Annotated in this window: 19 protein-coding genes; 13 read left to right on the plus strand and 6 right to left on the minus strand. The window is 47.8% G+C overall.

Translation table 11 applies throughout. The features are described from left to right. Nucleotide 1: 1 nt before the first annotated feature. Together GOU96_RS04285 and GOU96_RS04290 are read left to right on the plus strand one after the other, a co-directional pair. Nucleotides 2-1,153, plus strand: a complete 1,152-nt coding sequence (locus tag GOU96_RS04285) for an SIR2 family NAD-dependent protein deacylase (protein WP_267781378.1) — start codon at nt 2-4, stop codon at nt 1,151-1,153. A gap of 225 nt (nt 1,154-1,378) precedes the next feature. Continuing rightward, complete coding sequence (locus GOU96_RS04290; RefSeq protein ID WP_000440285.1) at nt 1,379-1,867, plus strand: TIGR00645 family protein; 489 nt, start codon at nt 1,379-1,381, stop codon at nt 1,865-1,867. 105 nt (nt 1,868-1,972) lie between these two features. Here the strand turns inward: GOU96_RS04290 and murP are convergent, their stop codons facing one another. Beyond that, on the minus strand, nt 1,973-3,418 hold the full coding sequence (gene murP, locus GOU96_RS04295) for a PTS N-acetylmuramic acid transporter subunit IIBC (RefSeq protein WP_267781380.1): 1,446 nt from the start codon (nt 3,416-3,418) through the stop codon (nt 1,973-1,975). A 23-nt stretch (nt 3,419-3,441) separates the two neighbouring features. Beyond that, nucleotides 3,442-4,344 carry an N-acetylmuramic acid 6-phosphate etherase gene (gene murQ, locus GOU96_RS04300; protein ID WP_187372185.1) on the minus strand — a complete coding sequence of 301 codons (903 nt, stop codon included), beginning with the start codon at nt 4,342-4,344 and terminating at the stop codon, nt 3,442-3,444. Nucleotides 4,345-4,574: 230 nt separating this feature from the next. Here murQ and GOU96_RS04305 point away from each other — a divergent pair, with 230 nt between their 5' ends. Further along, complete coding sequence (locus tag GOU96_RS04305; protein ID WP_000114972.1) at nt 4,575-5,423, plus strand: SIS domain-containing protein; 849 nt, start codon at nt 4,575-4,577, stop codon at nt 5,421-5,423. Between the two features lie 20 nt (nt 5,424-5,443). On the opposite strand, the gene GOU96_RS04310 is transcribed toward GOU96_RS04305, so the two are convergent. After that, the gene (locus tag GOU96_RS04310) at nt 5,444-5,755 is read right to left on the minus strand and encodes a DUF3630 family protein (protein ID WP_001913811.1); all 312 of its coding nucleotides are present in this window, start codon (nt 5,753-5,755) and stop codon (nt 5,444-5,446) included. Next, the gene (recQ, locus tag GOU96_RS04315; RefSeq protein ID WP_001918120.1) at nt 5,748-7,583 is read right to left on the minus strand and encodes an ATP-dependent DNA helicase RecQ; all 1,836 of its coding nucleotides are present in this window, start codon (nt 7,581-7,583) and stop codon (nt 5,748-5,750) included. Before recQ ends, GOU96_RS04310 begins: the two co-directional genes overlap by 8 nt. Before the next feature lie 226 nt (nt 7,584-7,809). Between recQ and rarD the strand changes: the two genes are divergently transcribed. The 4 genes from rarD to GOU96_RS04335 all read left to right on the plus strand — a co-directional run bounded on the left by rarD (nt 7,810) and on the right by GOU96_RS04335 (nt 12,283). Continuing rightward, nucleotides 7,810-8,652: an EamA family transporter RarD gene (rarD, locus tag GOU96_RS04320; protein WP_001889839.1), complete on the plus strand. Its 843-nt coding sequence runs from the start codon at nt 7,810-7,812 to the stop codon at nt 8,650-8,652. A 173-nt stretch (nt 8,653-8,825) separates the two neighbouring features. After that, nucleotides 8,826-10,580 (plus strand): gamma-glutamyltransferase, encoded by a 1,755-nt coding sequence (ggt, locus tag GOU96_RS04325; protein ID WP_162810232.1) that lies wholly within the window; start codon nt 8,826-8,828, stop codon nt 10,578-10,580. Nucleotides 10,581-10,736: 156 nt separating this feature from the next. Further along, nucleotides 10,737-11,540, plus strand: coding sequence for an AraC family transcriptional regulator (locus GOU96_RS04330; protein ID WP_000381934.1), 804 nt, complete (start codon nt 10,737-10,739; stop codon nt 11,538-11,540). Between the two features lie 74 nt (nt 11,541-11,614). Then, entirely contained in the window at nt 11,615-12,283 is a 669-nt protein-coding gene (locus GOU96_RS04335; RefSeq protein WP_001004610.1) for a LysE family translocator, read from the plus strand. 745 nt (nt 12,284-13,028) lie between these two features. Here the strand turns inward: GOU96_RS04335 and uvrD are convergent. Further along, nucleotides 13,029-15,200, minus strand: coding sequence for a DNA helicase II (gene uvrD / locus GOU96_RS04340; RefSeq protein ID WP_267781385.1), 2,172 nt, complete (start codon nt 15,198-15,200; stop codon nt 13,029-13,031). A gap of 137 nt (nt 15,201-15,337) precedes the next feature. Further along, nucleotides 15,338-17,380, minus strand: a complete 2,043-nt coding sequence (gene prlC, locus GOU96_RS04345; RefSeq protein WP_149595843.1) for an oligopeptidase A — start codon at nt 17,378-17,380, stop codon at nt 15,338-15,340. 279 nt (nt 17,381-17,659) lie between these two features. Here prlC and GOU96_RS04350 point away from each other — a divergent pair, with 279 nt between their 5' ends. The 6 genes from GOU96_RS04350 to GOU96_RS04375 all read left to right on the plus strand — a co-directional run bounded on the left by GOU96_RS04350 (nt 17,660) and on the right by GOU96_RS04375 (nt 25,460). Further along, entirely contained in the window at nt 17,660-18,499 is an 840-nt protein-coding gene (locus GOU96_RS04350; protein ID WP_042988296.1) for a 23S rRNA (adenine(2030)-N(6))-methyltransferase RlmJ, read from the plus strand. Nucleotides 18,500-18,604: 105 nt separating this feature from the next. Further along, a complete protein-coding gene (gene gorA, locus GOU96_RS04355; RefSeq protein WP_267781390.1) occupies nt 18,605-19,957 on the plus strand; it encodes a glutathione-disulfide reductase in 1,353 nt (450 codons plus the stop codon). An 88-nt stretch (nt 19,958-20,045) separates the two neighbouring features. Continuing rightward, complete coding sequence (locus tag GOU96_RS04360) at nt 20,046-21,248, plus strand: site-specific integrase (RefSeq protein WP_267781392.1); 1,203 nt, start codon at nt 20,046-20,048, stop codon at nt 21,246-21,248. Continuing rightward, a complete protein-coding gene (locus GOU96_RS04365; protein ID WP_267781394.1) occupies nt 21,245-22,933 on the plus strand; it encodes a hypothetical protein in 1,689 nt (562 codons plus the stop codon). Before GOU96_RS04360 ends, GOU96_RS04365 begins: the two co-directional genes overlap by 4 nt. Before the next feature lie 9 nt (nt 22,934-22,942). Then, complete coding sequence (locus GOU96_RS04370; RefSeq protein ID WP_267781396.1) at nt 22,943-25,057, plus strand: integrase; 2,115 nt, start codon at nt 22,943-22,945, stop codon at nt 25,055-25,057. Next, complete coding sequence (locus GOU96_RS04375) at nt 25,029-25,460, plus strand: hypothetical protein (protein WP_000047043.1); 432 nt, start codon at nt 25,029-25,031, stop codon at nt 25,458-25,460. The genes GOU96_RS04370 and GOU96_RS04375 overlap by 29 nt, the downstream gene beginning before the upstream one ends. Nucleotides 25,461-25,476 lie beyond the last annotated feature (16 nt).

The following is a 25,476-nucleotide window of genomic DNA, read 5'->3' on the forward strand; positions in this document are numbered from 1 at the left end:
TATGACTGAGCAAATGGAAGGCTGGTGTAAAGATGACAAACATCACTTATTTGAGTTATTTAGCGATTTTAATGAATGGATTGATAAAGGCAGTGCAGAAGTATCTAGCGCACTACTGAAACAATTAGGCATAGGTAATCTATCTCATCCAAGTAAAGCATTCTACGCAGGTGATAAAGCAGCTTATGATCAAGCATTGAGGGCATATCGCTTAGACTGCCGTCATGACGTTTTGAGTAAGGAATTTTTCCAAGAAAATTACGTTGACGGTGAGCATTGGTTCGAGCGGAATGAACAGCACTTTAACCAGCTAGTTGAAAGGCTTTGTGATGAAATAGTTGTTCCCTTTGTAGGTGCAGGTGTGTCTGTAGCTGGAGGTTTCCCTACATGGGCAAACCACCTGCGCCAACAAGGAAAAACAGCAGGTATAGCAGCTGATCAGATAGAAAGCTGGCTTTCTGCTGGTCAATATGAACAAGTAATTGAACATATTGAGCAGACCTGCGGGCCAGATGTATTTGCTCAAGAAATACGAGATGTTTTCTCTAAAACAGGCAGTATTGAAGATATCACATTGCGTATCGCTGAACTTTTTTCGGACACTCTAATCACAACGAACTATGATCGCCTACTGGAGCAGGTGTTCGATACTGGTTCAGAGGGCAGCCTACAGGTCATCAATGGAATGACTGCAATGGATAAAGCTAATCCAGAAAGTGTAACCATCATCAAAATTCATGGAGACATCAAGTACCCCCAAAGGTGCATTTTGGGTAAGGCACAATACGATACAGCTTATGGCGAAGAAGAATTAGACTTGCAGCGACCGATTCCAAAAGTACTGCGATATTACTTCAAAAACAGTAGTCTGCTGTTTGTTGGATGCAGTCTAAGCAATGACAGAACCATCCAGGTATTCAAGCATGTAAAGGAGCTGGAGGGTGATTTTCTCTTCCCTCAGCACTTTGCAATCGAGCAGGCACCAGAAACGCAAGAAGACCTAGTGAAAAGGAATGCGGAGCTTTTACGCCTTGGTATCACAGCCATTTGGTATGAAAAAGGCAGACACGATAAAGTCGAATCGATCTTAAACTTAGCTAAGAATGAACTCAATTATAAGAAAGCAGGGCTAATTGATATTGCTGTTATTTAAATTATCGCCATATTTATCCAGAGATACGCATCTACAGACTGGTTACATAATTGGTTACATAAATGAAAAAAAGCAACAAAACAAAAAATAAGATTATGATAAATAATAAAAAATTAACTATAATTAGATATTCAGATCCAAAACATCGAATAACCCTTAAAGCCTCGTTGATTCGGGGCTTTTATTTAATCCCCTAACCTATTAGCTATTAGTACTTGGAAACCTATGGAACGTTTGATCGAAAAACTTCTCTATTCTTCACGTTGGATTATGGCGCCGATTTATCTTGGCTTAAGCCTGCTGCTGCTCGCGCTAGGTATTAAATTCTTCCAAGAAATTTTCCACCTACTGCCAAACATTTTTACCATCAAAGAAGTGGACCTAATCCTAGTCGCACTCTCTTTGATTGATGTGTCGCTGGTGGGCGGCCTTATCGTGATGGTGATGTTTTCCGGATATGAGAACTTCGTGTCTAAACTCGATGTCGATGAGAGCGAAGATAAACTCGGTTGGCTAGGCAAGCTTGATACCAGCTCGCTGAAAAACAAAGTATCTGCTTCGATTGTGGCCATCTCATCCATTCATCTGCTCAAAGTGTTTATGAATACCGAAAACATCGAAAGTGACAAAATCAAATGGTACTTGCTGCTGCACATTACTTTTGTGGTATCGGCTTTTGCGATGGGCTACTTAGATAAAATCACCAAGAAGTAGCGTCTTGAATCGTTGAAAAGCTTGAATCGTTGAAAAGAAAGCGCCCTAGATTGGGCGCTTTTGCGATCCCCAATTTGATGAGGGGATAACCTACAGGGAACCCACTTAGCTCAGATCGATGTCTTTACAACCGAAGAAGTAGGTAGCCGCAAAGCCAACGGTATACGAGATAAGCAAACCACCGACAAACACCGCCATACCCGCAAAAATACCTTCGGCTGACGTCATCAGAGGAATCGCCACCACACCGGATGGGCCAAACACCGTATTGAGGCCAACCGGCAGCCCCAAATAAGAGATGAGACCGATAAAGAAGCCGCCCGCCGCACCGCCAATACAGGCGGTGACAAAAGGCTTCACCCGCGGTAGCGTCACGCCATAAATCAGTGGCTCACCAATGCCGAGAATGCCCGAGATGATCGCCCCTTTAATTTGGGTGCGAATCGTGGTCTCTTTTTTGGCTCTCGCGTACAGCGCCAGTGAAGCACCCACTTGCCCAGCGCCTGCCATGGCAAGGATCGGGAACAATGAGTTAAAGCCTTGCGCTTCCATCAGCGCGAAATAAACCGGCACAAAACCTTGATGAATACCAAACACCACCGAGATTAAGAACAAACCGGCCAAGATGGCAGCACCGAGTGGGTTATCATTGAGGTTTAAAAACAGCCATGACATGCCTTTAAACAGCTCACCGCCGATAGGCATGATGATAAGGAAAGTCACCGCGCCCATGATCAGCAAAGTCACCACCGATGTCAGGATCATATCCAAATCATCCGGCATGTATTCACGCACTTTACGTTCCACTTGCGCGCCTAAAATTGCCGCCAGTAATACCCCGATGATGTTGCCACGCGGGTCAATTGCAAAGCCGAAGAACTCACTCATCCCCGAGTAAATGCCTTTGGTTGCTTCTGGGTCATAACCGAGTACAAACAGCGAAGCCAGAATCGCTCCGTTCACGCCAGAGCCGCCAAATGCCTGCTGCGCGTTATAGCCAATCAAGATACTAAGAAACGCAAACAGCCCTTTGCCAAACACTTTGAGGTAAGCCACCAGATCGAGCATAAACTCGCTCGGGGTTTGGCCAACCACATAGATTTGCTCAAGCAGAGTCGCAATGCCCAGCAGCAAGCCTGCGGCAATAAATCCGGGGATCAGCGGGGTAAAAATGGTGGCAAACTTGCTCAAAAAGCGTTGTACCGCACTGGTTTGCTTGCTCTTCATCTGCTTTTTCTGCTGCGCGGCAATCGTGGAGAGATCCGCCTCGCTCACTGAAGGTGCCACGTTGTCGCCCGATTCAATCAAGGCATTCATCATATCCGCGGCCGTTTGTGCTTTACCGGGACCGAGGATGATCTGCAGTTGCGCGTCACTTTCAACCACACCCATCACTCCGGAAATTTTTTTCAACGCCGCATGATCGGCGAGCGCAGAATTATTCAGCGTTAAACGCAAGCGAGTCATGCAGTTACCACATTTGGCGACGTTACCACTGCCGCCCACCAGAGACAGCACTTGTGCCATCATGGTTTGGGTTATTTTGGCCATCATCGGCTCCTTCTCTCTGCTGTTTATTCTTGGTTGAGCGCTGCGCGGATAAAGCCTTGGTGCTGCGCCAGTTTTTGTGCGGCTTGCTCTGCGCTAAAACCGCCCAAAATCATCAAAATCGCAGTCTTGCAGTGGCGACCACACGCGGCCAATGCCGCTTCCGCTTGCTCAGCACTCACCCCCGTCGCTTCCACCACAATATTGGTTTGCCGTTGGATGAGCTTGGCATTGGTCGCTTCCACATCCACCATCAAGTTGCCAAACACTTTGCCACTTTTGATCATCGCTCCCGTGGTCAGCATATTGAGCACCAGTTTCTGCGCAGTGCCCGCTTTCATGCGTGATGAGCCAGTAACCACTTCCGCACCCACTACCGGGGTAATCACAATATCCGCGCACGCCTCCATCGGGCAGCCCGGATTACACGCCAGTGACACAACGGTGGCACCGACTGAGCGTGCGTACTCCATTCCCGCAATCACATAAGGGGTACGGCCACTGGCCGCGATGCCAACCAGCACATCCTTTTCATTAAGGTTCAGGGACTTGAGATCGCTTTGGCCTAGCTCGCGGTTGTCTTCAGCATTTTCGACTGCTTTCAAAATCGCCGTATGTCCACCGGCGATCAAGCCAATCACCTGCTCAGGCTTGCTACCGTAGGTCGGCGGACATTCACTCGCATCCAGAATCCCTAAACGACCAGACGTGCCTGCACCCATATAAATCAAGCGTCCTCCTTGAGCAAAAGCAGCGGTAATCGCTTCCACCGCTTGCGCGACTTGTGGCAAGGTTTGCGCGACCGCCAAGGCGACCAACTGATCTTGTCGGTTAATCACTTGCAGCATGTCCAACGTGGACAAGGTATCAATCTGCTCACTGGCTGGATTACGGCTTTCGGTCACTAAGCGGGTTAAATCAATCTTCATAAGGCTTCTCGGCAAATTTCGAATTGAGGCGATTCTATGGAATAAAATATTCCATTTTGGTGATAAGAATCACAATTAAGGTTATTCTTTAAGCAGTCGTTTTTTGGAATAATCGTGAAAAGCATCAAGAAAAATAAATGTTCAACCATGAAGCTATTGATTGAGAAAGAGTGAAGCGTGGCAGGCATTATTCCTACAATGGAATAATTTATTCATTAGGAGTGTAAAAAATGTCCGTACTACAACGCATCGTCAGCCGTCGCACCCAACTTTCCGAGAGTGGCCGCCAGATTGGTGATTGGGTTCTCGCCAATGCGGCGCAGGCGGCAGCAATGACCAGCCAAGATTTGGCCGCGTGGGCCAATGTGAGCCAATCGAGCATAGTCAAATTTACCCAACGGCTTGGTTTTAAAGGCTACAGCGAATTTAAACTCGCCCTCACCGAAGAGCTGGGACGCAAACAAGTCATGGTCAACCAGCCTTTACACAGCAACATCTTGGCCGATGACCCCGTCGCCGTAATTGCCCAAAAACTGGTGCAAACCAAAACCGAAGCCATGTTTCACACGACCAATGCCCTGCGTTTGGATGAGTTTAGTGAGGCGATCAGCTGGATTCAGCAAGCGGTGCGGGTACAGATCATCGGGATTGGTGGCTCAGCACTGGTCGCCAAAGATCTCGCATTTAAGCTGCTCAAGCTCGGTATTACCGCGCTCACGGAGCAAGATAGCCATGTGCAGATCGCGACCGCTCGCACCTTACATAGCCAAGATGTGCTGATTGCGATTTCATTTTCGGGAGAAAAGCGCGAAATTCTGATTGCAGCACAAGCGGCCAAACAGCAAGGTGCGAAAGTGATTGCCCTGACCACACCGAACAAAAATCGCTTACGTGAACTGGCCGATCTGGCGCTGGATACGATTGCCGATGAAACGCAGCACCGCAGCTCTGCGATTGCTTCGCGTACCGCGCAAAACGTGCTGACCGACCTGATTTTTCTCACCCTCACTCAGCAGCGTGAAACGTCCGCGCGGCAGTTGATCGATGACATTTCTTCCGACATTCGCCAGATGCGTTGAATGTGATACCTATACCCAAACTACTTGGCGTTGCAGGTCGGCGGTAAGAGCTTGGCAATAAACGCCAGCTCCTCATCGCCCTGACCTGCGGTTAGGGTTTCCAGCCACAATGATTGGCTGTAATGCTCGCCGCGCAGCAGCAAATGGCAACCTTCGAAATCGATCAGCCAAGTGTGCAGATCCGCATCGCACTGCTTTTCCAACACCCGAGCGGAAAGCAGGTTCACCAAACGCAAAGCGGTTTCAGCAAAAGCCTCAAAATCGAAGTTTTCGGCGCGCACAATCAAGCGCCCTTCCGCGGCAAGGTATTCACCTAAACCAAACTCAGCCATGATAGGTCAAATGCTCCTGAATCAGATCCAAAAACGGGTCGGCGTATTTTTCCAGCTTGCGCTGCCCAACCCCATTCACCGCCAACATTTCGCCGTAAGAGGTTGGCATGATCTCCGCCATGTCAATCAAGGTGGCGTCACTGAACACCACATACGGTGGTAAGCCTTCATCATCGGCGATCGATTTACGCAGCTTACGCAGTTTGGCAAACAGCTTTTTGTCGTAGTTTTTGCCCGACAACTTATCGGATTTTGCCGCGCGCGCCGCGGTATCTAAACGCGGTACCGCCAGCTCAATATTCATTTCACCGCGCAGCAAAGGGCGCGCTTCTTCGGTCAGTTGCAATGTCGAGTTACGCGTGATGTTTTGGTAGAGCATGCCTTTGTGGATCAGTTGGCGGAAAATACTCACCCAGTAATCGTGGCTGTGATCGCGGCCGATGCCGTAGGTGGTGATTTTGTCGTGGCCATGCTCGCGAATACGGATGTTCTGCATCCCGCGCAGCACTTCCACCACATAGCCAATCCCGAAGTTTTGATTGACGCGATAGACACACGACAGCGCTTTGCGCGCCTCTTCCGTGGCATCAAAACGCTTGGGCGGGTCGAGGCAGATATCGCAGTTACCACATGGCTTATCGCGATATTCGCCAAAATAATTGAGCAACACTTGGCGGCGACAAGTTTGCGCTTCAGCAAACGCGCCCATGGCGGTGAGTTTGTGGCTTTCAACCTGTTTTTGCGCGCCATCGGGCTTTTCATCCAGCATGCGGCGCAGCCAGTTCATGTCGGCAGGGTCGTACAGCATCATGGCTTCAGCAGGCAGGCCATCACGCCCTGCGCGGCCAGTTTCCTGATAGTAGGATTCAATGTTGCGTGGAATATCAAAATGCACCACAAAGCGCACGTTGGGTTTATTAATCCCCATGCCAAACGCCACGGTCGCCACCACAATTTGCAGGTCATCACGCTGAAACGCCTCTTGCACCCAAGCGCGTTCATCGGCGTCCATCCCGGCATGGTAACTGGCGGCGCGAATGTGGTTGCCGCACAGCTTTTCAGTGAGCATTTCCACTTTTTTACGGCTGCCACAATAGATGATGCCGCACTGCCCACGCTGCGTTTCCAGATAACGAATCACTTGCGAAACCGGCTTATGTTTTTCCACCAGCATGTAGCGGATGTTCGGGCGGTCAAAACTGCCCAGATACTGATGCGGCTCATTGAGCTGCAAACGCTGCATAATGTCGTGACGGGTCGCGTCATCCGCAGTCGCCGTCAGCGCCATCACCGGCACATTCGGGAAACGCTGCTTAAGCTGGCCTAATGAGGCGTATTCCGGGCGAAAATCGTGTCCCCATTGCGAAATACAGTGCGCTTCATCAACCGCAATCATGGCTAACGGCAGATGGCTGAGCCGTTCGATAAACTCGGCGGTCAATACCCGCTCTGGCGACACATACAGCAGCTTGAGCTGGCCAGCATGCATGCGGTTATAAATCGCGATCAGCTCCTCGCGCGCCAAGGTGGAATTGACACACTCAGCGGCGACACCGTTGGCTTTAAGCTGGTCAACCTGATCTTTCATCAGCGAAATCAGGGGAGAAATCACTAACGTGACCCCTTCCAGCACCAACGCAGGGATCTGGTAACAGAGTGATTTACCACCGCCAGTCGGCATAATGACCAAGCTATCACGCCCAGCCAGCGCCGCCTCAATCACCTCTTGCTGACCGACGCGAAATTGCTGATAGCCAAACACCTCGTGCAAAACACGTTCAGGAGTGGCAAAGAGAGCAGAAGATTCAGCCATTAAAGTCGCGGTCATATCAATAGAGTGCAAAGTAAGAGTCATGGGTCGCCAACAAGCTGGCTATTGTAGAGGGGTTACTCGGTGAATAAAACCGCAAAATACGTACAGTGTACGATTCTCAGGTTATACTTCGCTGCTACCGCCGCCAAAGCGGTCATCACCATAACCAGAGAAGTTGTTCATGACACCCGACCAACAAGATGCCAAAAAAGGAATTTTGCTCGCGATCAGCGCATACACCATGTGGGGCATTGCGCCGATTTATTTCAAAGCACTTGGCGCCGTATCGGCGCTGGAAATCCTTAGCCACCGGGTCGTGTGGTCATTTGTGTTGCTCGCAGTACTGATTCACCTTGGTCGTCGCTGGCGCAGCGTCGTTGGCGTAGTACACACTCCGCGCAAATTTTGGCTGCTGTTAGTGACCGCTTTGCTCGTGGGGGGTAACTGGCTGATTTTTATCTGGTCAATCAACGCTAACCATATGCTGGATGCCAGTTTGGGCTACTACATTAATCCGCTACTCAATGTGCTGCTCGGCATGCTGTTTCTCGGCGAGCGCCTGCGTAAATTGCAGTGGTTTGCGGTCGCGCTTGCCGCCATTGGCGTGGGCATTCAGTTAGTGGTGTTTGGCTCAGTGCCGATTGTGGCCATTGCCCTTGCCACCAGCTTTGGCTTTTATGGTCTGCTGCGTAAAAAGATCCAAGTCGATGCGCAAACAGGCTTGTTCCTTGAAACCCTGTTTATGCTGCCCGCCGCCGCCATCTACCTAATCTGGCTCGCCGATACACCAACCAGTGATATGGCACTCAACACTTGGCAGCTCAATCTGCTCTTGGTTTGCGCGGGCGTCGTGACTACCTTGCCCCTGCTCTGTTTTACCGGAGCCGCAGCGCGTCTCAAACTCTCAACGCTTGGGTTTTTCCAATATATCGGCCCGAGTTTGATGTTTTTGCTCGCAGTTCTGGTCTACGGTGAAGCCTTTACCAGCGATAAAGCGATCACCTTTGCTTTCATTTGGAGTGCCTTGGTCATCTTCAGTGTTGATGGGTTAAAAGCAGGACACGCCGCACGGCGTGCACGTTAGAGCTCGCTACCGAGGTAAGCGATCCCGGCTTACCTCCCTATTCCACCTCGTCTAACTCGTTCAATCCTGAGACATTGCTGCATAAATCATCGAATTAGCCAACAAGCCGCTAGAACAAAACTTTAACCCAACGTTAACATGACCTCTTCATAACAACGAAAATGGAGATGGGCATGAATTGGACTCATACCCCTTTGGCGCTTCCTGCGCTGATGTTTGCGATGGCTGCACAAGCTACCCCGAATCAAGCCACCGATGCGGTTGCGCCAGAACAAGCCACCGGCTTTGAGCACAAATCGTTAGTCAAAGCCAAAAACTGGATGGTCACGGCGGCTAACCCACTGGCGAGCGAAGCAGGGGCTTCGATTTTACGCCAAGGCGGCAACGCGATAGATGCCATGGTGACGACACAACTGATGCTGGGCCTAGTTGAGCCTCAATCATCCGGCATTGGCGGTGGATCGTTTTTGGTCTACTGGGATGCCAAGAAAAAAGCGCTCACTACGTTCGATGGCCGCGAAACCGCGCCACTCAACGCCACACCTGAACTGTTTTTAGATAGTACAGGTCAGCCAATGAAATTTTACGATGCCGTGGTCGGCGGTCGCTCGGTTGGTACTCCCGGCACGGTCAAACTGCTGTGGGAAACCCATCGCCAATACGGCAAGCTGGAATGGGCGCGCTTGATTGAACCTGTCGCCAAACTCGCCGAGCAAGGCTTTGAGGTAAGTCCTCGCCTCGCGGCACTCATTGCAGAAGATAAAGAGCGTTTAGGCCGTTTTCCTGCCACCAAAGCCTATTTTTTTGATGCACAAGGTGAACCCCTCACAGCCGGCACTTTACTGAAAAACCCGGACTACGCCGCCACTCTCAGAGCCATCGCACAGCAAGGCGCTTCCGCCTTCTATCAAGGTGACATTGCCAAAGACATCATCGCCACGGTGCAAAATGCGCCGGGCAATCCCGGTGTGCTCGCTCAACAAGATTTTGATACGTACCAAGTTAAACAGCGTGCGCCCGTGTGCGCGGCTTATCAAAGCTATCAAGTCTGCGGCATGGGGTTACCCAGCTCAGGCGGTCTGACAGTGGGACAAATTCTCACCCTCACCGAGCAGTACGATCTTAAAGGTTGGGGCGCGCAGGATGTGAAATCATGGCAAGTGTTGGGTGATGCCTCACAGCTGGCGTTTGCCGATCGCGGCTTGTACATGGCGGATCAAGATTATGTGCCCGTTCCGACCCAAGGCTTATTGGATAAAACCTATCTGGCCGAGCGCGCTAAACTCATACAACCCGGCAAAGCGCTGACCAGTGCGCCAGCAGGCAATCCGCCTTGGCATCATGCGCAGCTACGCAGCCCCGATCAGTCGATAGAACTGCCCTCCACCAGCCACTTTAATATTGTTGACCGTGAAGGCAACGTGGTTTCCTTCACTACCTCGATCGAAAACGCGTTCGGTTCACGCTTGTTGGTGCGCGGCTTTTTGCTCAACAACGAACTAACCGATTTTTCGTTTGCCACGCAAAGTGAAGGTCGCCCGATTGCCAATCGCCTAGAGCCGGGCAAACGCCCACGCTCTTCAATGGCACCGACCATTGTCTTGCAGGATAACCAACCCTATCTGGCGATTGGCTCACCCGGTGGCAGCCGAATTATTGGCTATGTGGCGCAAGCACTGATTGCGCACATTCAGTGGGATATGGATATTCAAGCCGCGATCAATCAACCGCATGTGCTGAATCGTTTTGGCGAAATCGAGCTCGAACAAGGCACCTCCGCCGAGCAGTTCAAGCCCGCGCTGGAAAGTTTGGGGGCAAAGGTCGGGATCAAAGAGCTCAACTCAGGTCTGCACGCCATTCGTATTACCGCGCAAGGTCTTGAGGGAGCCGCTGACCCTCGCCGTGAAGGCGTCGCCATCGGCGAGTAAGCGTTAACTCAAAAAGTGATGGGCAGAGTCTGTCCATCATTTTTTACTCGCACCTCATTTTTCCCACCCACGCGAAGAGGCACTGATCATTTTTTACAAGACAAGCTCTGACTCACCGCTTAAGATTTTGGTAACTTAGCCTACTTTTTGGTCTCTATGGATACAGTGAATTATCGCCCCAGCGCTTACCCCGCGATCAGTCTGATTGAAGCCGACTATCGCCAGTTTGCGTTTGAGCGTCACTATCATCTGGATATCCATATCGGTCTCATCACCCAAGGTGTACAACGTTTTTATCACCAAGGGGCTTGGCATCAAGTGGGACAAGGTGGTGTGGTACTGATGTCACCCGATGAATTGCATGATGGCCACGCGCACAGTAATACGGGCTATCAAGTACAAGTGTTCTCCATTGAACCTGAATGGTTACAGCAGACGCTCGAAGCCAACCAGATTGAGCAAGTGATCGGCTTTGAGCAGTTGATTGTACAAGACCCGACCCTATTTCACTCCTTGCAGCAACTTCACCATTTGCTGCGACAGGACAACCTCAGCCAGCTCGCCAAAGATTGCTTACCTTATCAAGGCTTTGCTCCGCTGCTTGAGCGTTATAGCTACCTAAAACAACCCACCGTCAAACCGCTTGGCCAACACAATCTCGCCCTACTCAAAGAGTGGGTACTCAGCCAGCTTGACCAACCGATCCGGCTCGAACAGTTAGCGCAATTGTGCCAACTCTCCCCAACTCAATTTCAGCGCCATTTTAAAGCGCAAACGGGGCTCACGCCTTACGCTTGGTTACGACGGCTACGCCTAGAGCAAGCAATGAAACTGCTGCAAAGTGGCAAACCAGGCACAGATGTCGCGTATCAGGTCGGCTTTTATGATCAGGCCCATTTCAGTAAAGCCTTCAAAGCCACTTATGGCCTTTCGCCTTCTTTGATCACTCGCTTTTCTTAACCACGCTGTCAAAAATTTACAAGCTCCTCGCGCTCACCGCGCGGCATACTCCGTGAATAATGTGAGGAGAAAACATGAACGAAATGTCCATTTTAGCCACCTTAGCCGGTGTGCATTTTATTGCCTTATTAAGCCCGGGTCCTGATGTCGCCTTAGTGGTGCAAAACGCCACCCAGCACGGGCGTAAAACCGGCGTGATGATCGCGTTAGGTTTGTCGTGCGGCATTTTAGTCCATTTGATTTTGAGCCTGACCGGCATTAGCTACTTAGTCAAACAGCAGCCAATGCTGTTTAACCTGTTACAACTGGCTGGCGGCAGCTACTTGCTTTATCTGGGGGTCGGCGCTTTACAATCAGTGGTGGCGAAAAAAAACGCCAGCACACCGACGCACAGCCCTGCGCTCTCCATTCTCGGCAACCGCCGTCAAGCCTTCACAAAAGGCATGATGACCAATCTCTTGAACCCGAAAGCTCTCGTGTTTTTTGTCAGCCTGTTATCTAGCCTGATCCCAGCCAGCATGTCCGTGTCTGGTAAAGTGAGTGCCGCCCTGATTTTAGTTGGTTTATCCCTAACTTGGTTCTCCTGTTTAGCTTGGCTGCTTACCACGTCTGCCATGCAACAACGCATGCAGCGCATTACGCGATCCGTCGATAGCATATGCGCTGCGGTGTTTATCTTGGCCGGTGGCGTGATTTTATGGCAAGCAAGCCGCGCTATAGCACAAACCTTCGGATGGCTATGATCCGACTTTGGCCGATCATGCTGTGCGAGATCTCTTACAAAGCGGTAGGACAAATTCGCTTTCTGCGATAAAAAACACTGACAAAAACAACTTAAATAATTGTTTTTAAATAAAATGTTCAAAATTTCATTATTTCGAACATCAAGAAATCGCTTCGATTTGCTTGTTCAGAAAGCTCAGCTCAGTAAGATGAATCTCGTCGGAAGGATACTGACACGGAACAGGAAAGCACCAAGGATTGGTGATCTTCAGGAAGAAGAATCGAACATTCAGGATGAATGCTCGGCAAGGAAAGCGTAATTGGACATTGAACGGACGCAATCGTTGCTAGGATGGTAACGACAAGGATGGGAAATGGACACCTCTGGACGAGGCAAGGACTGAACATCAGGATGATGGCAGGGACACCGCTCAGGGAACAAGTGATGTGAACTCGCTAGGATTGTGAGTTGTAATGGAAGAAACAGGACACCGCTAGGATGGCGATGCAAGGATTGAGCTGACGGATTGCAGCGTACTATCAAGGATTAGATGCAGGGAGCACCTTTTAGTAGCTGGAATGCTGCGAGTAAGACTCTAACCCCGGTGGGCTTGCCCCCGGGGTTTTCTTTTTTCTCCCGAAAAGTCATCACCACTTTACTCCTCAACAGAAACGTTAATCGTTACTTTGTATCTAGGGGCAATTTGGCAATTTCTTCCCGACCTCCCCCTAAAAGGGGGGAGCAACGTCGCCGCCCTATTCCATCTACACCTTCTCGAGTCTTGCGTAAGCCGTCACTAACCACTTAATGCCTTCGCCATTAAACGCCACTTGCACTCGGCTTTGCGGGCCACTGCCTTCAAAGTTAATGATGGTGCCTTCACCAAATTTCGGGTGACGGACTCGTGAGCCCAAATTAAAACCGGTTTCGTTAAAGCTTTCTTTTACTACGGTTTGGCTAAAGCGCCCTGTGCTGGTTGGGCGGCTGACTTGCGCCTTCATGCGCACTTCATCCAAACAGCCTTCTGGCAGTTCACGAATAAAGCGTGAGGGTTTGTGATACTTATCTTGCCCGTACAAGCGGCGCATTTCCGCGTAGGTGATGTAGAGCTTTTGCATCGCGCGGGTCATACCGACGTAACACAGGCGACGCTCCTCTTCGAGGCGCCCCGCCTCTTCGGCAGACATTTGGCTCGGGAACATGCCCTCTTCCACACCGACCATAAACACCAGCGGAAACTCTAATCCTTTGGCACTGTGCAAGGTCATCAGCTGTACTGCATCATCATGCTCATCGGCTTGACCTTCACCGGCTTCCAGTGCCGCATGGGTCAAAAACGCGGTCAGCATGGTCATATCCTGCGCTTCTTCTGGCTTTTCAAACTGGCGCGTCGCCGTCACCAGCTCTTCCAAGTTTTCAATCCGCGCTTTGGATTTTTCGCCTTTTTCTTGCTGATACATCTCCAGCAAGCCGGAGGTTTTTACCGCGTGGTCCGTGAGCACATGCAGCGGCATGTCGATGCCTTCCTCTTCCAAGGCGTTGATCAGTTCAACAAAGCGGCTCAGCGCGCTCGCAGCACGCCCAGTGAGCACTTGGTCATTGAGCAGACCGACACTGGCATCCCACAAGGTGCAGCCACGATCGCGCGCGGCAAAGCGAATGGTCTCTAGGGTTTTATCACCCAAACCGCGCGGCGGCGTATTAATCACTCGCTCAAAGGCGGTGTCGTCATTGCGGTTATTAATCAAACGCAGATAACTCAGTGCATCTTTAATCTCTTGGCGCTCAAAAAAGCGCATCCCGCCATAAATTCGATAGGCCAAACTCGCTTGCAATAACGCCTCTTCCAGTACCCGTGACTGGGCGTTGTTGCGATACAAGATCGCGCAATCGGTCAGTGTGCCGCCTTGCTCCTGCCAACCTTTGATTTTGCTGACCACAAAGCGCGCTTCATCGAGCTCGTTATACGCTGAATACACTGAAATAGGTTCGCCAACCAAGCCCTCAGTCCACAACTGCTTGCCCATCCGCTCGCTGTTATTGGCGATCAGTGTGTTTGAGGCTTCCAAAATGGTCTTAGTGGAGCGGTAGTTTTGCTCCAGTCGAATGGTATTCACGCTCGGAAATTCGCGGGTAAATTTTTCGATGTTTTCCACTCGCGCGCCACGCCAGCCGTAAATCGATTGGTCATCGTCACCGACAATCATCACATTCGACTGAGCGCCCGCCATCATGCGTAGCCACGCGTACTGAATCGCGTTGGTGTCTTGGAATTCATCGACCAAAATGTGCTTAAAGCGCGCCTGATAATGCTCGCGAATGTGCTGATTACCACGCAGTAGCTCTAGGGCGCGCAGCAAAATCTCGGCGAAATCGACCAAGCCGGCGCGATCGCACGCTTCTTGGTAAGCGGTGTACAGCTTGAGATAAGTTTGAGTAACCGGATCAAAGGCGTTGATGTGCGCCGGGCGCAATCCTTCATCTTTTTGATTGTTGATCCACCACGCGACTTGCCGTGCTGGCCACTGTTTATCATCCAGATTGTGCGCTTTGATGAGGCGTTTGAGCAGACGCTGCTGATCGTCACTGTCGATGATCTGAAAATCTTCCAGCAGCTTAGCGTCGAGATAATGGGCGCGCAGAATGCGGTGGCAAATACCGTGGAAAGTCCCACACCACATACCAGAGGCGGTGCCATGCATCAGCTCTTCAATTCGGCCACGCATTTCGGCTGCGGCTTTGTTGGTAAAGGTCACCGCCATCACCGAAAACGGCGAGGCTTCTTCCACCGACATCAGCCACGCAATCCGGTGCACCAGCACACGGGTTTTACCACTGCCTGCACCGGCCAAAATCAGTAGATTTTCCAGTGGCGCTGCCACCGCTTCGCGTTGTTTATTGTTGAGACCGTCGAGCAATAGAGAGGGATCGATCATGACTTCGCCACTGGTTATTTATACATAATGGCGGCGATTATAACCCCAAGTGTTGCAGATACCCAAACGTCTTGAATGGGCGCAGCGGTGGCCGGAAAAATTTCAGCCCACACGAGGTGGGCTGAAAGTAGTATCGATTACGCGGCGATTCCGGCATGACGCAACAGAGCATCAATTTGTGGTTCACGGCCACGGAAGCGCTTAAACAGCTCCATCGGCTCTTCGCTGCCACCCATCTCAAGGATGTTGTTGAGGAAGCTTTGGCCAGTCTCACGGTTGAAAATGCCTTCTTCTTCAAAGCGTGAGAACGCATCCGCCGAAAGCACTTCTGCCCACAAGTAGCTGTAGTAACCGGCGCTGTAGCCACCCGCAAAAATATGGCTAAAGCTGTGCGAGAAGCGGTTCCACTCCAAGCCCGGCAGCACCGCTACTTTCTTTTTCACTTCCGCCAAAGTTTCCAGCACTTTTGGCCCCACTTCTGGGTCGTAAGTGGTGTGCAGCGTGAAGTCGAACAATCCGAACTCCAACTGACGCAGAATAAACATCGCCGATTGGAAGTTTTTCGCTGCCAGCATTTTATCCAGCATGGCTTTCGGCAGTGGCTCACCAGTTTGGTAATGACCAGAAATGAACGCCAGCGCCTCTTCTTGCCAACACCAGTTTTCCAAGAATTGGCTTGGCAGCTCGACTGCATCCCAAGGCACACCATTGATGCCCGATACCGCGCCCACCTCCACTTGCGTTAGCATATGGTGAATGCCGTGACCAAATTCGTGGAACAGAGTCGTCACTTCATCGTGGGTAAACAGGGCAGGCTTATCGCCGACTGGGCGGTTGAAGTTACACGTCAGGTAAGCCACTGGTGTTTGCAGTGCGCCACTGTCGGTAGTGCGACGTACACGACACTCATCCATCCACGCGCCACCGCGTTTGTGTTCACGCGCATACAGGTCGAGATAGAAACTGCCACGCAGCGTGCCTTGCGCATCAAAAATATCAAAAAAGCGCACCGATTCGTGCCATACATCTACCCCTTGGCGCTCTTTGACTTGCATGCCAAACAAACGGCTCAGCACTTCAAACAGGCCATTCACCACTTTTTGTTCTGGGAAGTAAGGGCGCAGCTCTTCATCGGAGATTTCAAACAGATGCTGCTTTTGCTTTTCGCTGTAGTAAGCAATATCCCACAGCTCAAGCTGCTTGACGCCAAACTCACTTTCGGCAAATTGGCGCAGCTCTTCCACTTCACGCTCACCTTGTGGTTTGGCTTTGCTGGCGAGATCATTTAAGAAACCAAGCACTTGGTCCGTGGTTTGCGCCATTTTGGTCGCCAGCGATTTTTCGCTGTAAGTGCTAAAGCCGAGCATACGCGCGATCTCATGGCGCAGTTTGAGCTGCTCAGCAATGATTTCGCTGTTATCCCATTTACCCGCATTCGGGCCGCGATCCGAAGCACGCGTGACATACGCTTCATACACTTCTTTGCGCAGTGCTTGGTTATCACAGTAAGTCATCACTGGTAGATAAGACGGAATATCCAAGGTCAGCAGATACCCCTCTAAACCTTTGGCTTCGGCTGCTGCTTGTGCCGCCGCCAGTGCCGATTCCGGCATGCCCGCGAGCAGGTTTACATCGGTGATCTGCTTGGTCCAACCCATGGTGGCATCCAGCACGTTGTTGGAGAACTTAGAGCCCAGCTCAGACATACGCTTACTGATTTCGCCATAGCGCTTTTGCTCTTGCAGTGGCAAGCCGATGCCTGACAATTCAAAATCACGCAGACTGTCGCTGATGGTTTTTTGCTGCGCGCGATCGAGCTTGGCAAACTCCGCGCTCTCTTTAATGGTTTTGTAGGCTTCAAACAGCCCTTTATGCTGGCCAACCCAAGTGCTGTACTCGGACAACAGCGGTAAGCAGCTTTCGTAGGCTTCACGCAGCTCATCACTGTTCACCACCGAATTCATATGGCTGACCGGTGACCAGATACGACTTAAGCGATCATCGACCTCTTCAATCGGCGCAATCACATTTTCCCAGCTCGGTTGTGGATTCTCGGCTAAAACCTTATCTATGGTGTGGCGACAATCCGCTATCGCCTGCTCAACCGCTGGCTTTACGTGCTCCGGTTTAATCGCAGAAAACGGCGGCAGATCCGTAAAGGTAAGAAGTGGGTTTGACATAAAAAGATTCCTTTTCAGCATAGAGACAGGCCGAATTTTGACCTGTGAGTTGTATAAGTAAATATAGGTAGCAGAACGATTTTTCAATAGCTGCCCCAAGGAAAAGCGTTGCAAAATACGACTCACTCGCGCCTTAAGCCGCCTAAAAAACCATGCCGTTACGCTGCGCGCTGCACGTAAAATCGGTATATAATCGAGCCAATATTTTTGTTTCTATTACTGAACGCAAGTCAATCAGCGGTCAGTACAGCGCCCCTCAAGCGGGTTTGAGAGTCTATTTTGTTAAGTTACCGACACAGTTTCCACGCAGGCAATCATGCGGATGTGCTCAAGCACATCGTACAGAGCCTGATCCTCAATTCTCTGCAACAAAAAGAGAAACCTTTTGTCTACCATGATACTCACTCTGGTGTGGGTCGTTACGATCTGACCCATGAGTGGTCGGAAAAAACCGGCGAATACAAGCAAGGCATTGCCCGCGTTTGGCAACAAGACAACATTCCGGCGGAGCTCGATAGCTATCTGGATGCGATTCGCCAGCTCAATCAAGGGGAAACACTACGTTACTACCCGGGTTCACCTCGAGTCGCCCGCGCCCATCTGCGTGAGCAGGATCGCATGGTACTGACCGAGCTGCATCCAAGCGATTACCCATTGCTGGAGCAAGAGTTTCACCTCGATCGCCAAGTCTCTATCTATAAAGAAGATGGCTTCGCACGCCTGAAAGCCAGTTTGCCGCCGCAAGAACGCCGCGGTTTAGTGCTGATTGACCCGCCTTATGAGCTGGCTAAAGAGTACCGCGATGTGGTGCGCGCTATCGCTCAGAGTTACAAACGCTGGGCAACGGGTATTTATGCGATTTGGTATCCAGTGGTCAATCGCTGCGATATCGATGACATGCTAGAAGGCTTGCAAGGCTTAGAGATCCGTAAAATCTTACAAATTGAACTCGGTGTCGCGCCAGATACCAATGAGCGCGGCATGACCGCCTCGGGCATGATAGTGATTAATCCGCCATGGACGCTGGAAAGCCAGATGCAGACCATTTTGCCTTTCCTCAAACAGGCGATTGCCCCCGCTACTGGACACTATAAAGTCGAGTGGGTGGTACCGGAATAAGCTGTTTTTTCATCAAGGCGGGTGGATTGTGACGCCCTCGCCCTGATATAAGGAATACAAGAAAAGAGCGAAGAGCATCTTCGCCAGACATAATTGGAGAAAGTAATGGCAACACATTTTGACTACCTGTGCATTGGTGGTGGCAGCGGTGGTATCGCTTCCGCTAACCGCGCGGCGATGTACGGCGCGAAAGTCGCTCTCATCGAAGCCAAAGATCTCGGCGGCACTTGTGTCAACGTTGGCTGCGTACCGAAAAAGGTGATGTGGCACGGCGCGCAAATCGCAGAAGCGATGCACCTTTATGCACAAGATTACGGCTTTGATGTCGATGTGAAAAACTTCAACTGGGCAAAGCTGGTGGAAAGCCGTCAAGCCTACATTGGCCGCATCCATCAATCTTACGATCGTGTTCTGGGCAACAACAAAGTTCACGTGATTAAGGGCTTCGCTAAGTTTGTTGATGCGAAAACCGTCGAAGTGAACGGCGAACTTTACACGGCTGACCATATTCTGATTGCCGTAGGTGGTCGCCCAAGCATTCCAAATATTCCAGGCGCAGAATACGGCATCGACTCGAACGGCTTTTTTGAGCTGAGCGAGCAGCCAAAACGCGTGGCGGTGATCGGTGCTGGTTACATCGCAGTAGAAATCGCGGGCGTGCTGAATGCGCTAGGTACAGAAACCCACCTGTTCTGCCGCAAAGAGTCTCCACTGCGTAGCTTCGACCCCATGATCATCGAAACCTTAGTGGAAGTGATGAACACCGAAGGGCCACAGTTGCACACCCATAGCGTGCCAAAACAAGTGGTCAAAGAAGCCGATGGTAGCCTGACGCTGCATCTGGAGAATGGTCAGACGTACAACGTGGATACTCTGATTTGGGCGATCGGCCGCCACCCAGCCACCGATGCCATCAACCTAGCGGCAACGGGCGTTGCAACCAATGAGCAAGGCTACATCAAGGTCGATGAGTTCCAAAACACTAACGTTGCAGGCATTTACTGTGTGGGTGACATCATGGAAGGCGGCATTGAGCTGACTCCGGTGGCCGTAAAAGCGGGTCGTCAACTCTCTGAGCGCCTGTTTAACAACAAACTGAACGCCAAGATGGATTACCAGTTGGTACCAACCGTGGTGTTTAGCCACCCACCGATCGGCACCATTGGCCTGACTGAACCACAAGCGATTGCACAATACGGCGCAGAGAATGTGAAAGTGTACAAATCCAGCTTCACCGCTATGTACACCGCAGTCACCTCTCACCGTCAGCCATGCAAAATGAAGCTGGTGTGCGCAGGCCCTGAAGAAACCGTGGTTGGTCTACACGGCATCGGTTTTGCGGTTGATGAGATGATCCAAGGTTTTGGTGTCGCGATGAAAATGGGCGCTACCAAAGCCGATTTCGACTCCGTGGTCGCAATTCACCCTACGGGCTCGGAAGAGTTCGTTACCATGTAGATCGGTATCTGGAAAATCCACCCTGTAGATTTGTAAACTCTGGAAAACATACTAGCCTCTATGTATATAAAATACATTGGAGGCTGGTATGGTTACTGTCGTAAATTCTAAAAATTTTGATGTTCCCCGAATCTATCCGCCTTCAAGTAAATCGACATCCATTCAATTAAGTGGATTTCCTACCTTTTACTCTAAAGACAACGAATACCTGCTCCCGGTGAACCTCTGGTTCAATTACTTGGTGAATATTCGAAAAGCAGTCGATATAACAGCAAGTGTTCGCGCCCTTAAGAGATATTGGCAGTTCTTAGAAACCAATAATTATTCCTGGGATAATTTTCCAGCAAACGATTATCTAAAACCCACCTATAGATTCAGAAATGATGACCTATTAAAAGCAGCAAGAAGCGGAGAGATCGCTTTTTCTACAGCATCTATGTACATTCTTCATGTCATCAAATTCTATGAATGGGCAGCTCATGAAAGGTTTATTACCTTCACAGAAGAGAATAAACCATTTAATTATCAAATAGTTCATATCGCCAATTCAGGAATAATGAATCATAACAACCCGAGATTCGCAGTGCGATCAACTGATCTGAGGATCAGGAAGCCAGCAAGAAATGAACAACAAAAACTCAATCCTTTATCTCAACAAGAGCTATTCTGTTTTGCCGACTGTCTCAGAGAGTGTTCTGAAGAGTTTATCATTCATCAGCTACTACAAATACAGTCTGGATTACGCGTTGAAGAAGCTTGTACATTTCCATTTGAGGTTGTTGAAATGCCTCAACAACATATTCGCCGATACGAAGTTGAAATCGGAGCTAATAACGGCGTACACACTAAATTCAACAAAACACGCAAAGTAGAAATACCTAACCAACTAATGCGCAAGATGTATGGCTATTTGGTTAGTGAGCGGCGACTAAAACGGGCGAGGAAAACTGATAATACACATAAAACACTTCTCCTTAACAATTTAGGTAACCCTTTTTGTAGTAACAACGTCCAACAACATTTTCGTCGCCTAAAGCACCAAATCCAACAGAAACACAATATCGTCTTTAGCCACCGCACTCATGATTTAAGAGCAACCTATGGTACCTATCGCCTCGATTCACTAATGAACCATCTCCCAGTTGGTGATGCTTTAGCTTTGATTATGGGGTGGATGGGACACAAAGACGATAAAACCACATGGAAATATCTTCGATATTTGAGAAAAGAAAAGGCAAACCAAAATGCGATTGTGATGCTTGACCAAATATTGGAGGAAGCAATGTTATGACTTACTCTCCTCCAACGTTAACAATCAAACTTCGCACCGGAATCAAACAAACGTTCACTTATGACTTCACTCGTTTTTTCTACAAAGGCGTTGCTTTTAAAAGAGATTTACAACAAGCCGAACCTGCAAATCGAGATGCTGATGTTTTGAGATGGTACCGAGCATTTACTGAGACGAACGAATACTCTGATCTGACAAAACAAAGCTACCTAAGAGATTTTGCAAAGTACGTTCGCTTTTGTGATTCAAAAAGACTTAATCCGGAAAGCTCAGCCGCTGTTGAGTCATGGGAGAGGCACTTAATAGAGCAAGTTCGTATATCTTCAATGAACGTCAATTCTGCACGGAAAATGATTTCTTGTTCAAAAAAATGTTTGGAAATGCTTGGTAACCCAAGCTCAGAATGGTTCTCTCCTTATGGATTGTTTCGCTCTGAACCTAATCCCACTCAAGGTTATTCAGATCGAGAGCTGTCTTCCTTAATCAAAGTTATTAACTCATTTTTCAGACAGATCTCTAAACAAATCATGGAGAACCCGAGCATACATTTGAATGCCTCAACCAATAAAAGAACTGCGGCCTTTACCTACAACAACCATACACATGAAATCGCCTCACCAATAACAAAATGCTTTAGTGCCGCCTACTTCATGTTGTCATATTACACTTGGGGCAATACAACCGTTCTCCTCAACATGACAAAGCCGAAAGAAAAAATATTTGAAGGTGGTAAGTGGTTTGAGCAAAGTGTTTTAAAGCCTAGAGCAAATAAGTATGTATCTATATCGATTGGGGATAACGGTACATTTCATGTTCCCAAAATAGCACTTAGATTTTTTGAGCAGCTATTGCAGCTTAGTAGCCTTATTTCTTCGGATCCTCATTTGCTCTGGCAAACCAAAAAAGATCATATTGCGCCTTTGGAACAAGGACATATACAAACCTTCTCTAAATGGCTGTATGAGACGTTTTATCTAAAATCTGATGATGGTGAGCCATTGAGGCCAATGGCTTCAAAATTTCGTGCCAGTGGAAGTTCCCGCTATTTAGCAAAAACGGGAAATGCAACTGAAACAGCATTGCTCTTAGGCAACACCCCATACACGTTATCAAAGCACTATTCTTCCGGAAATCAGGTTGAGAACCAAAAACAGTTGCTTGCAGCAACTTACACAATTGAAGGCGCTGCTCGATGTTCAGATATTAATGCTGCAAAAGAATTTGCAAAAAAAGAGTTGGGATTAGAAGTTCTTCCGTACGAGGAGTTCCTTGCAAAATATGCAGATAAGCACGGCGAAAAAACGATTATAGGAACGGGCTGTAAAGATGTCTATTCCAGTCATGCTGACAAATATCGAAGGAGGAATCACTTCAGTCCGAAAGACTTTAACGTTGACCATCTGGCTTGTTCTGACATTCATAATTGCTTCAATTGTGAAAATCAGGTCATCATTGAAAGTGTTGAGGATATCTGGTGTTTACTGAGTTATCGAGAATCCATCATCGATTCAAAAGTTCATCATCTCAGTGAGCAACATTTTAATAAAAACTATTCTGATCTTTTAAATTCGATCAATCGCATTGTCTTCACCATCCACCCCAAAGTTAAAAGGTTAGCCGAAAAAAAACTACAGAATGAAGGTAGACATCCTTTATGGCCGGAAGGCATCAATATCGATTTTTAAGGACAAGCTATGACGCCATTATTTGAACTACCTAAAAATATACTTAAAGAAAACATTTCCGAATATAAAAAAGTAATTAATCTTTATCTTAATAAAGATTTTGAAAAACTAGATAAAATTGTTGTAACAAAACAATATGATGGCAGCCCTAAAAGCTATTTTGGAGATGAAGAATGGAACTTTTCTGCGTACTTGGATTCTAGAGTTGTCCATAAAAAACATACTATTTTTTCATCATTCTCTGATGAGAATTTAGCTAGAGAAATGAAGATTATATGTTTCTCATGGCTTTATATATCAGGACATCATAGGAAAGGAGCGGTAATTAAACCATCAACACTTCTAGCGCGATTTTCAAAATTAGCCCAAATCTATAAGTTCATAGAATCCAAAGGATTTCGCTCCATAAAAGATCTATCATCAAATATTGTATTTGCAGAATTCTCTGACTATATTCGATCACAAAATTATCAACATTCTCAAGTAGCTGCTCTATACAACACTTTGTCAAATATAGAGAGAGTTAGTCGCTATCTACCTATAAATTTCAAAATACAAAAAGATCAAACATCTACAAAATTTGCTTATGAAATGACAGGAAAACGTAAAGAAGAAGGCACTAACCAATTTTATGCAATTCCTACTAAAATTATGGAAAAAATATATAGCTATTGTTTTCAGCAAATAGAAGATTTTTTTCCATATAAAGAAGCCATTCATGAACTGCTACATGACTTAAGACAAAACTATGAAGAAGGAAAACGTAGGGTAGATGAAAAAATCTCAAGCGGCAAATGGACATGGATAAATCAAGACTCCACTGACTACAGAGTAGAAGTGAATAACCATATGCCAGCATCATATCACTCAATAATAAAATCCCATTTATCTGAAACTCCTTTATATCTGAAATTACCGCATAATGAACGAAAGCTACAAAGTGCTATTATCGAATTACAAACAATATGTTTCATTGTATGTGGAGCCCTTACCGGAATGCGGCGTTCAGAATTATATTGTTTAGATTCGAATAGTTTTAGAGACAAAGAATTATATGGAAGAAAGTATTACGTTCTTAGATCTGAACATCATAAATTTTCACAAGGTAGAGGAAAGCCAGCAGAATGGATAACAACCAAACTAGCAGAGAAGGCAATTGATTTAGCAGAAGCAATATCAAGGTTTATGCGAATTCAATTAATAGAAGATGATGACCCAATGAGTGAATATAATTCTTCATGTTTATGGTTAGTCCAAGGTCGAAAATCTCAATTACCAATTATTTCTCAAGATAATAATATGAGAAGACACTTCAGAAAAATATGTAAAAAAGCAAATGCTATTATAACAGAAAATGACCTAAATGAATTTAAAATTATCAACCCAAATAGGGAACCCAAAAAGGCTGCTGAAAATTTAAAAGTTGGCAATATCTGGCCATTAACTACCCATCAACTACGCAGAACTTTTGCTGTATTTTCAAAACGTCATAACCTTTGTCACGATATTGCGATAAAAGAACAGTTCAAACACCTAGATCTACCCACAACAGAATGGTACGGAGAAGGTGGGCTTGCCAGCAAAATAAAAGCACTACAGATCGATACAGAGCTTCAAGCATTCCTCAATGACGTAATCCAAGAGTCTACGACACAAAAAATTCATGAATGGTATAAAGGCTGGGATTCAGGTCAACTTATGGGTCATATGGCAGGCTCTATAAATAAAAATCGAATATCCCTACATAAAAAATACAAATCTTGGGATGCAATAGATGAACATGTTAAAGCTGGTCGATTAACTCTTGTTGGTACATTACACTCTTACTGTATGGCTGGTTACGAATGCCAGATGCATAAAGTGAGTTCTCCAGCCAACTGTATGAGTTGTGAAAACCAGCTTATCGATAAAGAAAAAGCTGAAAACTGGAACAAACGCTATCAATGGGTATGCAAACAAGTTACTGACATGGAAGCTATAGGTTCACTAACATATTCCATGTATTCACATTTTATTACTCAAATAAGAGCCGCAGAAAAAGTTCTTCATAAGTTCCAGATCCCATTCACTAGATTTGAAATAGGTAACAATAAATATGAGCAAATCCCAAATTACGAAGGTTGAACTAGAGCAAGCACTAGGAAGAATTTTATCGGGAAAAACTCACCGCGTAGATCCTGCAAGGAAGATATCCGTTAAGGCTGTCGAAGAAGAAGCTGGACTCGGTGATGGCTCTGCCTATTACTACAAAGATATAGTACAAAAAATCAAAGAGTCCGCTATCCGGAACTCACCGAAAATTAGGAATCAAAATGCATATGAAGATAAGATTTCTAGCTTAAGAGATAGATTAAATAAGGAAATAAAATTGAAGGAAAAGTACCGAGAGCAAGTAGAAGATTTAAAAGAACAACTATCTAGTATGGCGAGCCAACATAACCAGCTCACCTTAATGATTCAGCAATATCAGTACAAAATTTCAGAATTTGAATCCGATATTGAACAACTTCCGAAGTACAGTGAATGAATTAGTATACCTAAGA

The sequence above is a fragment of the Vibrio sp. R-1 genome (assembly GCF_035615595.1).
Classification (GTDB): domain Bacteria; phylum Pseudomonadota; class Gammaproteobacteria; order Enterobacterales; family Vibrionaceae; genus Vibrio; species Vibrio cholerae.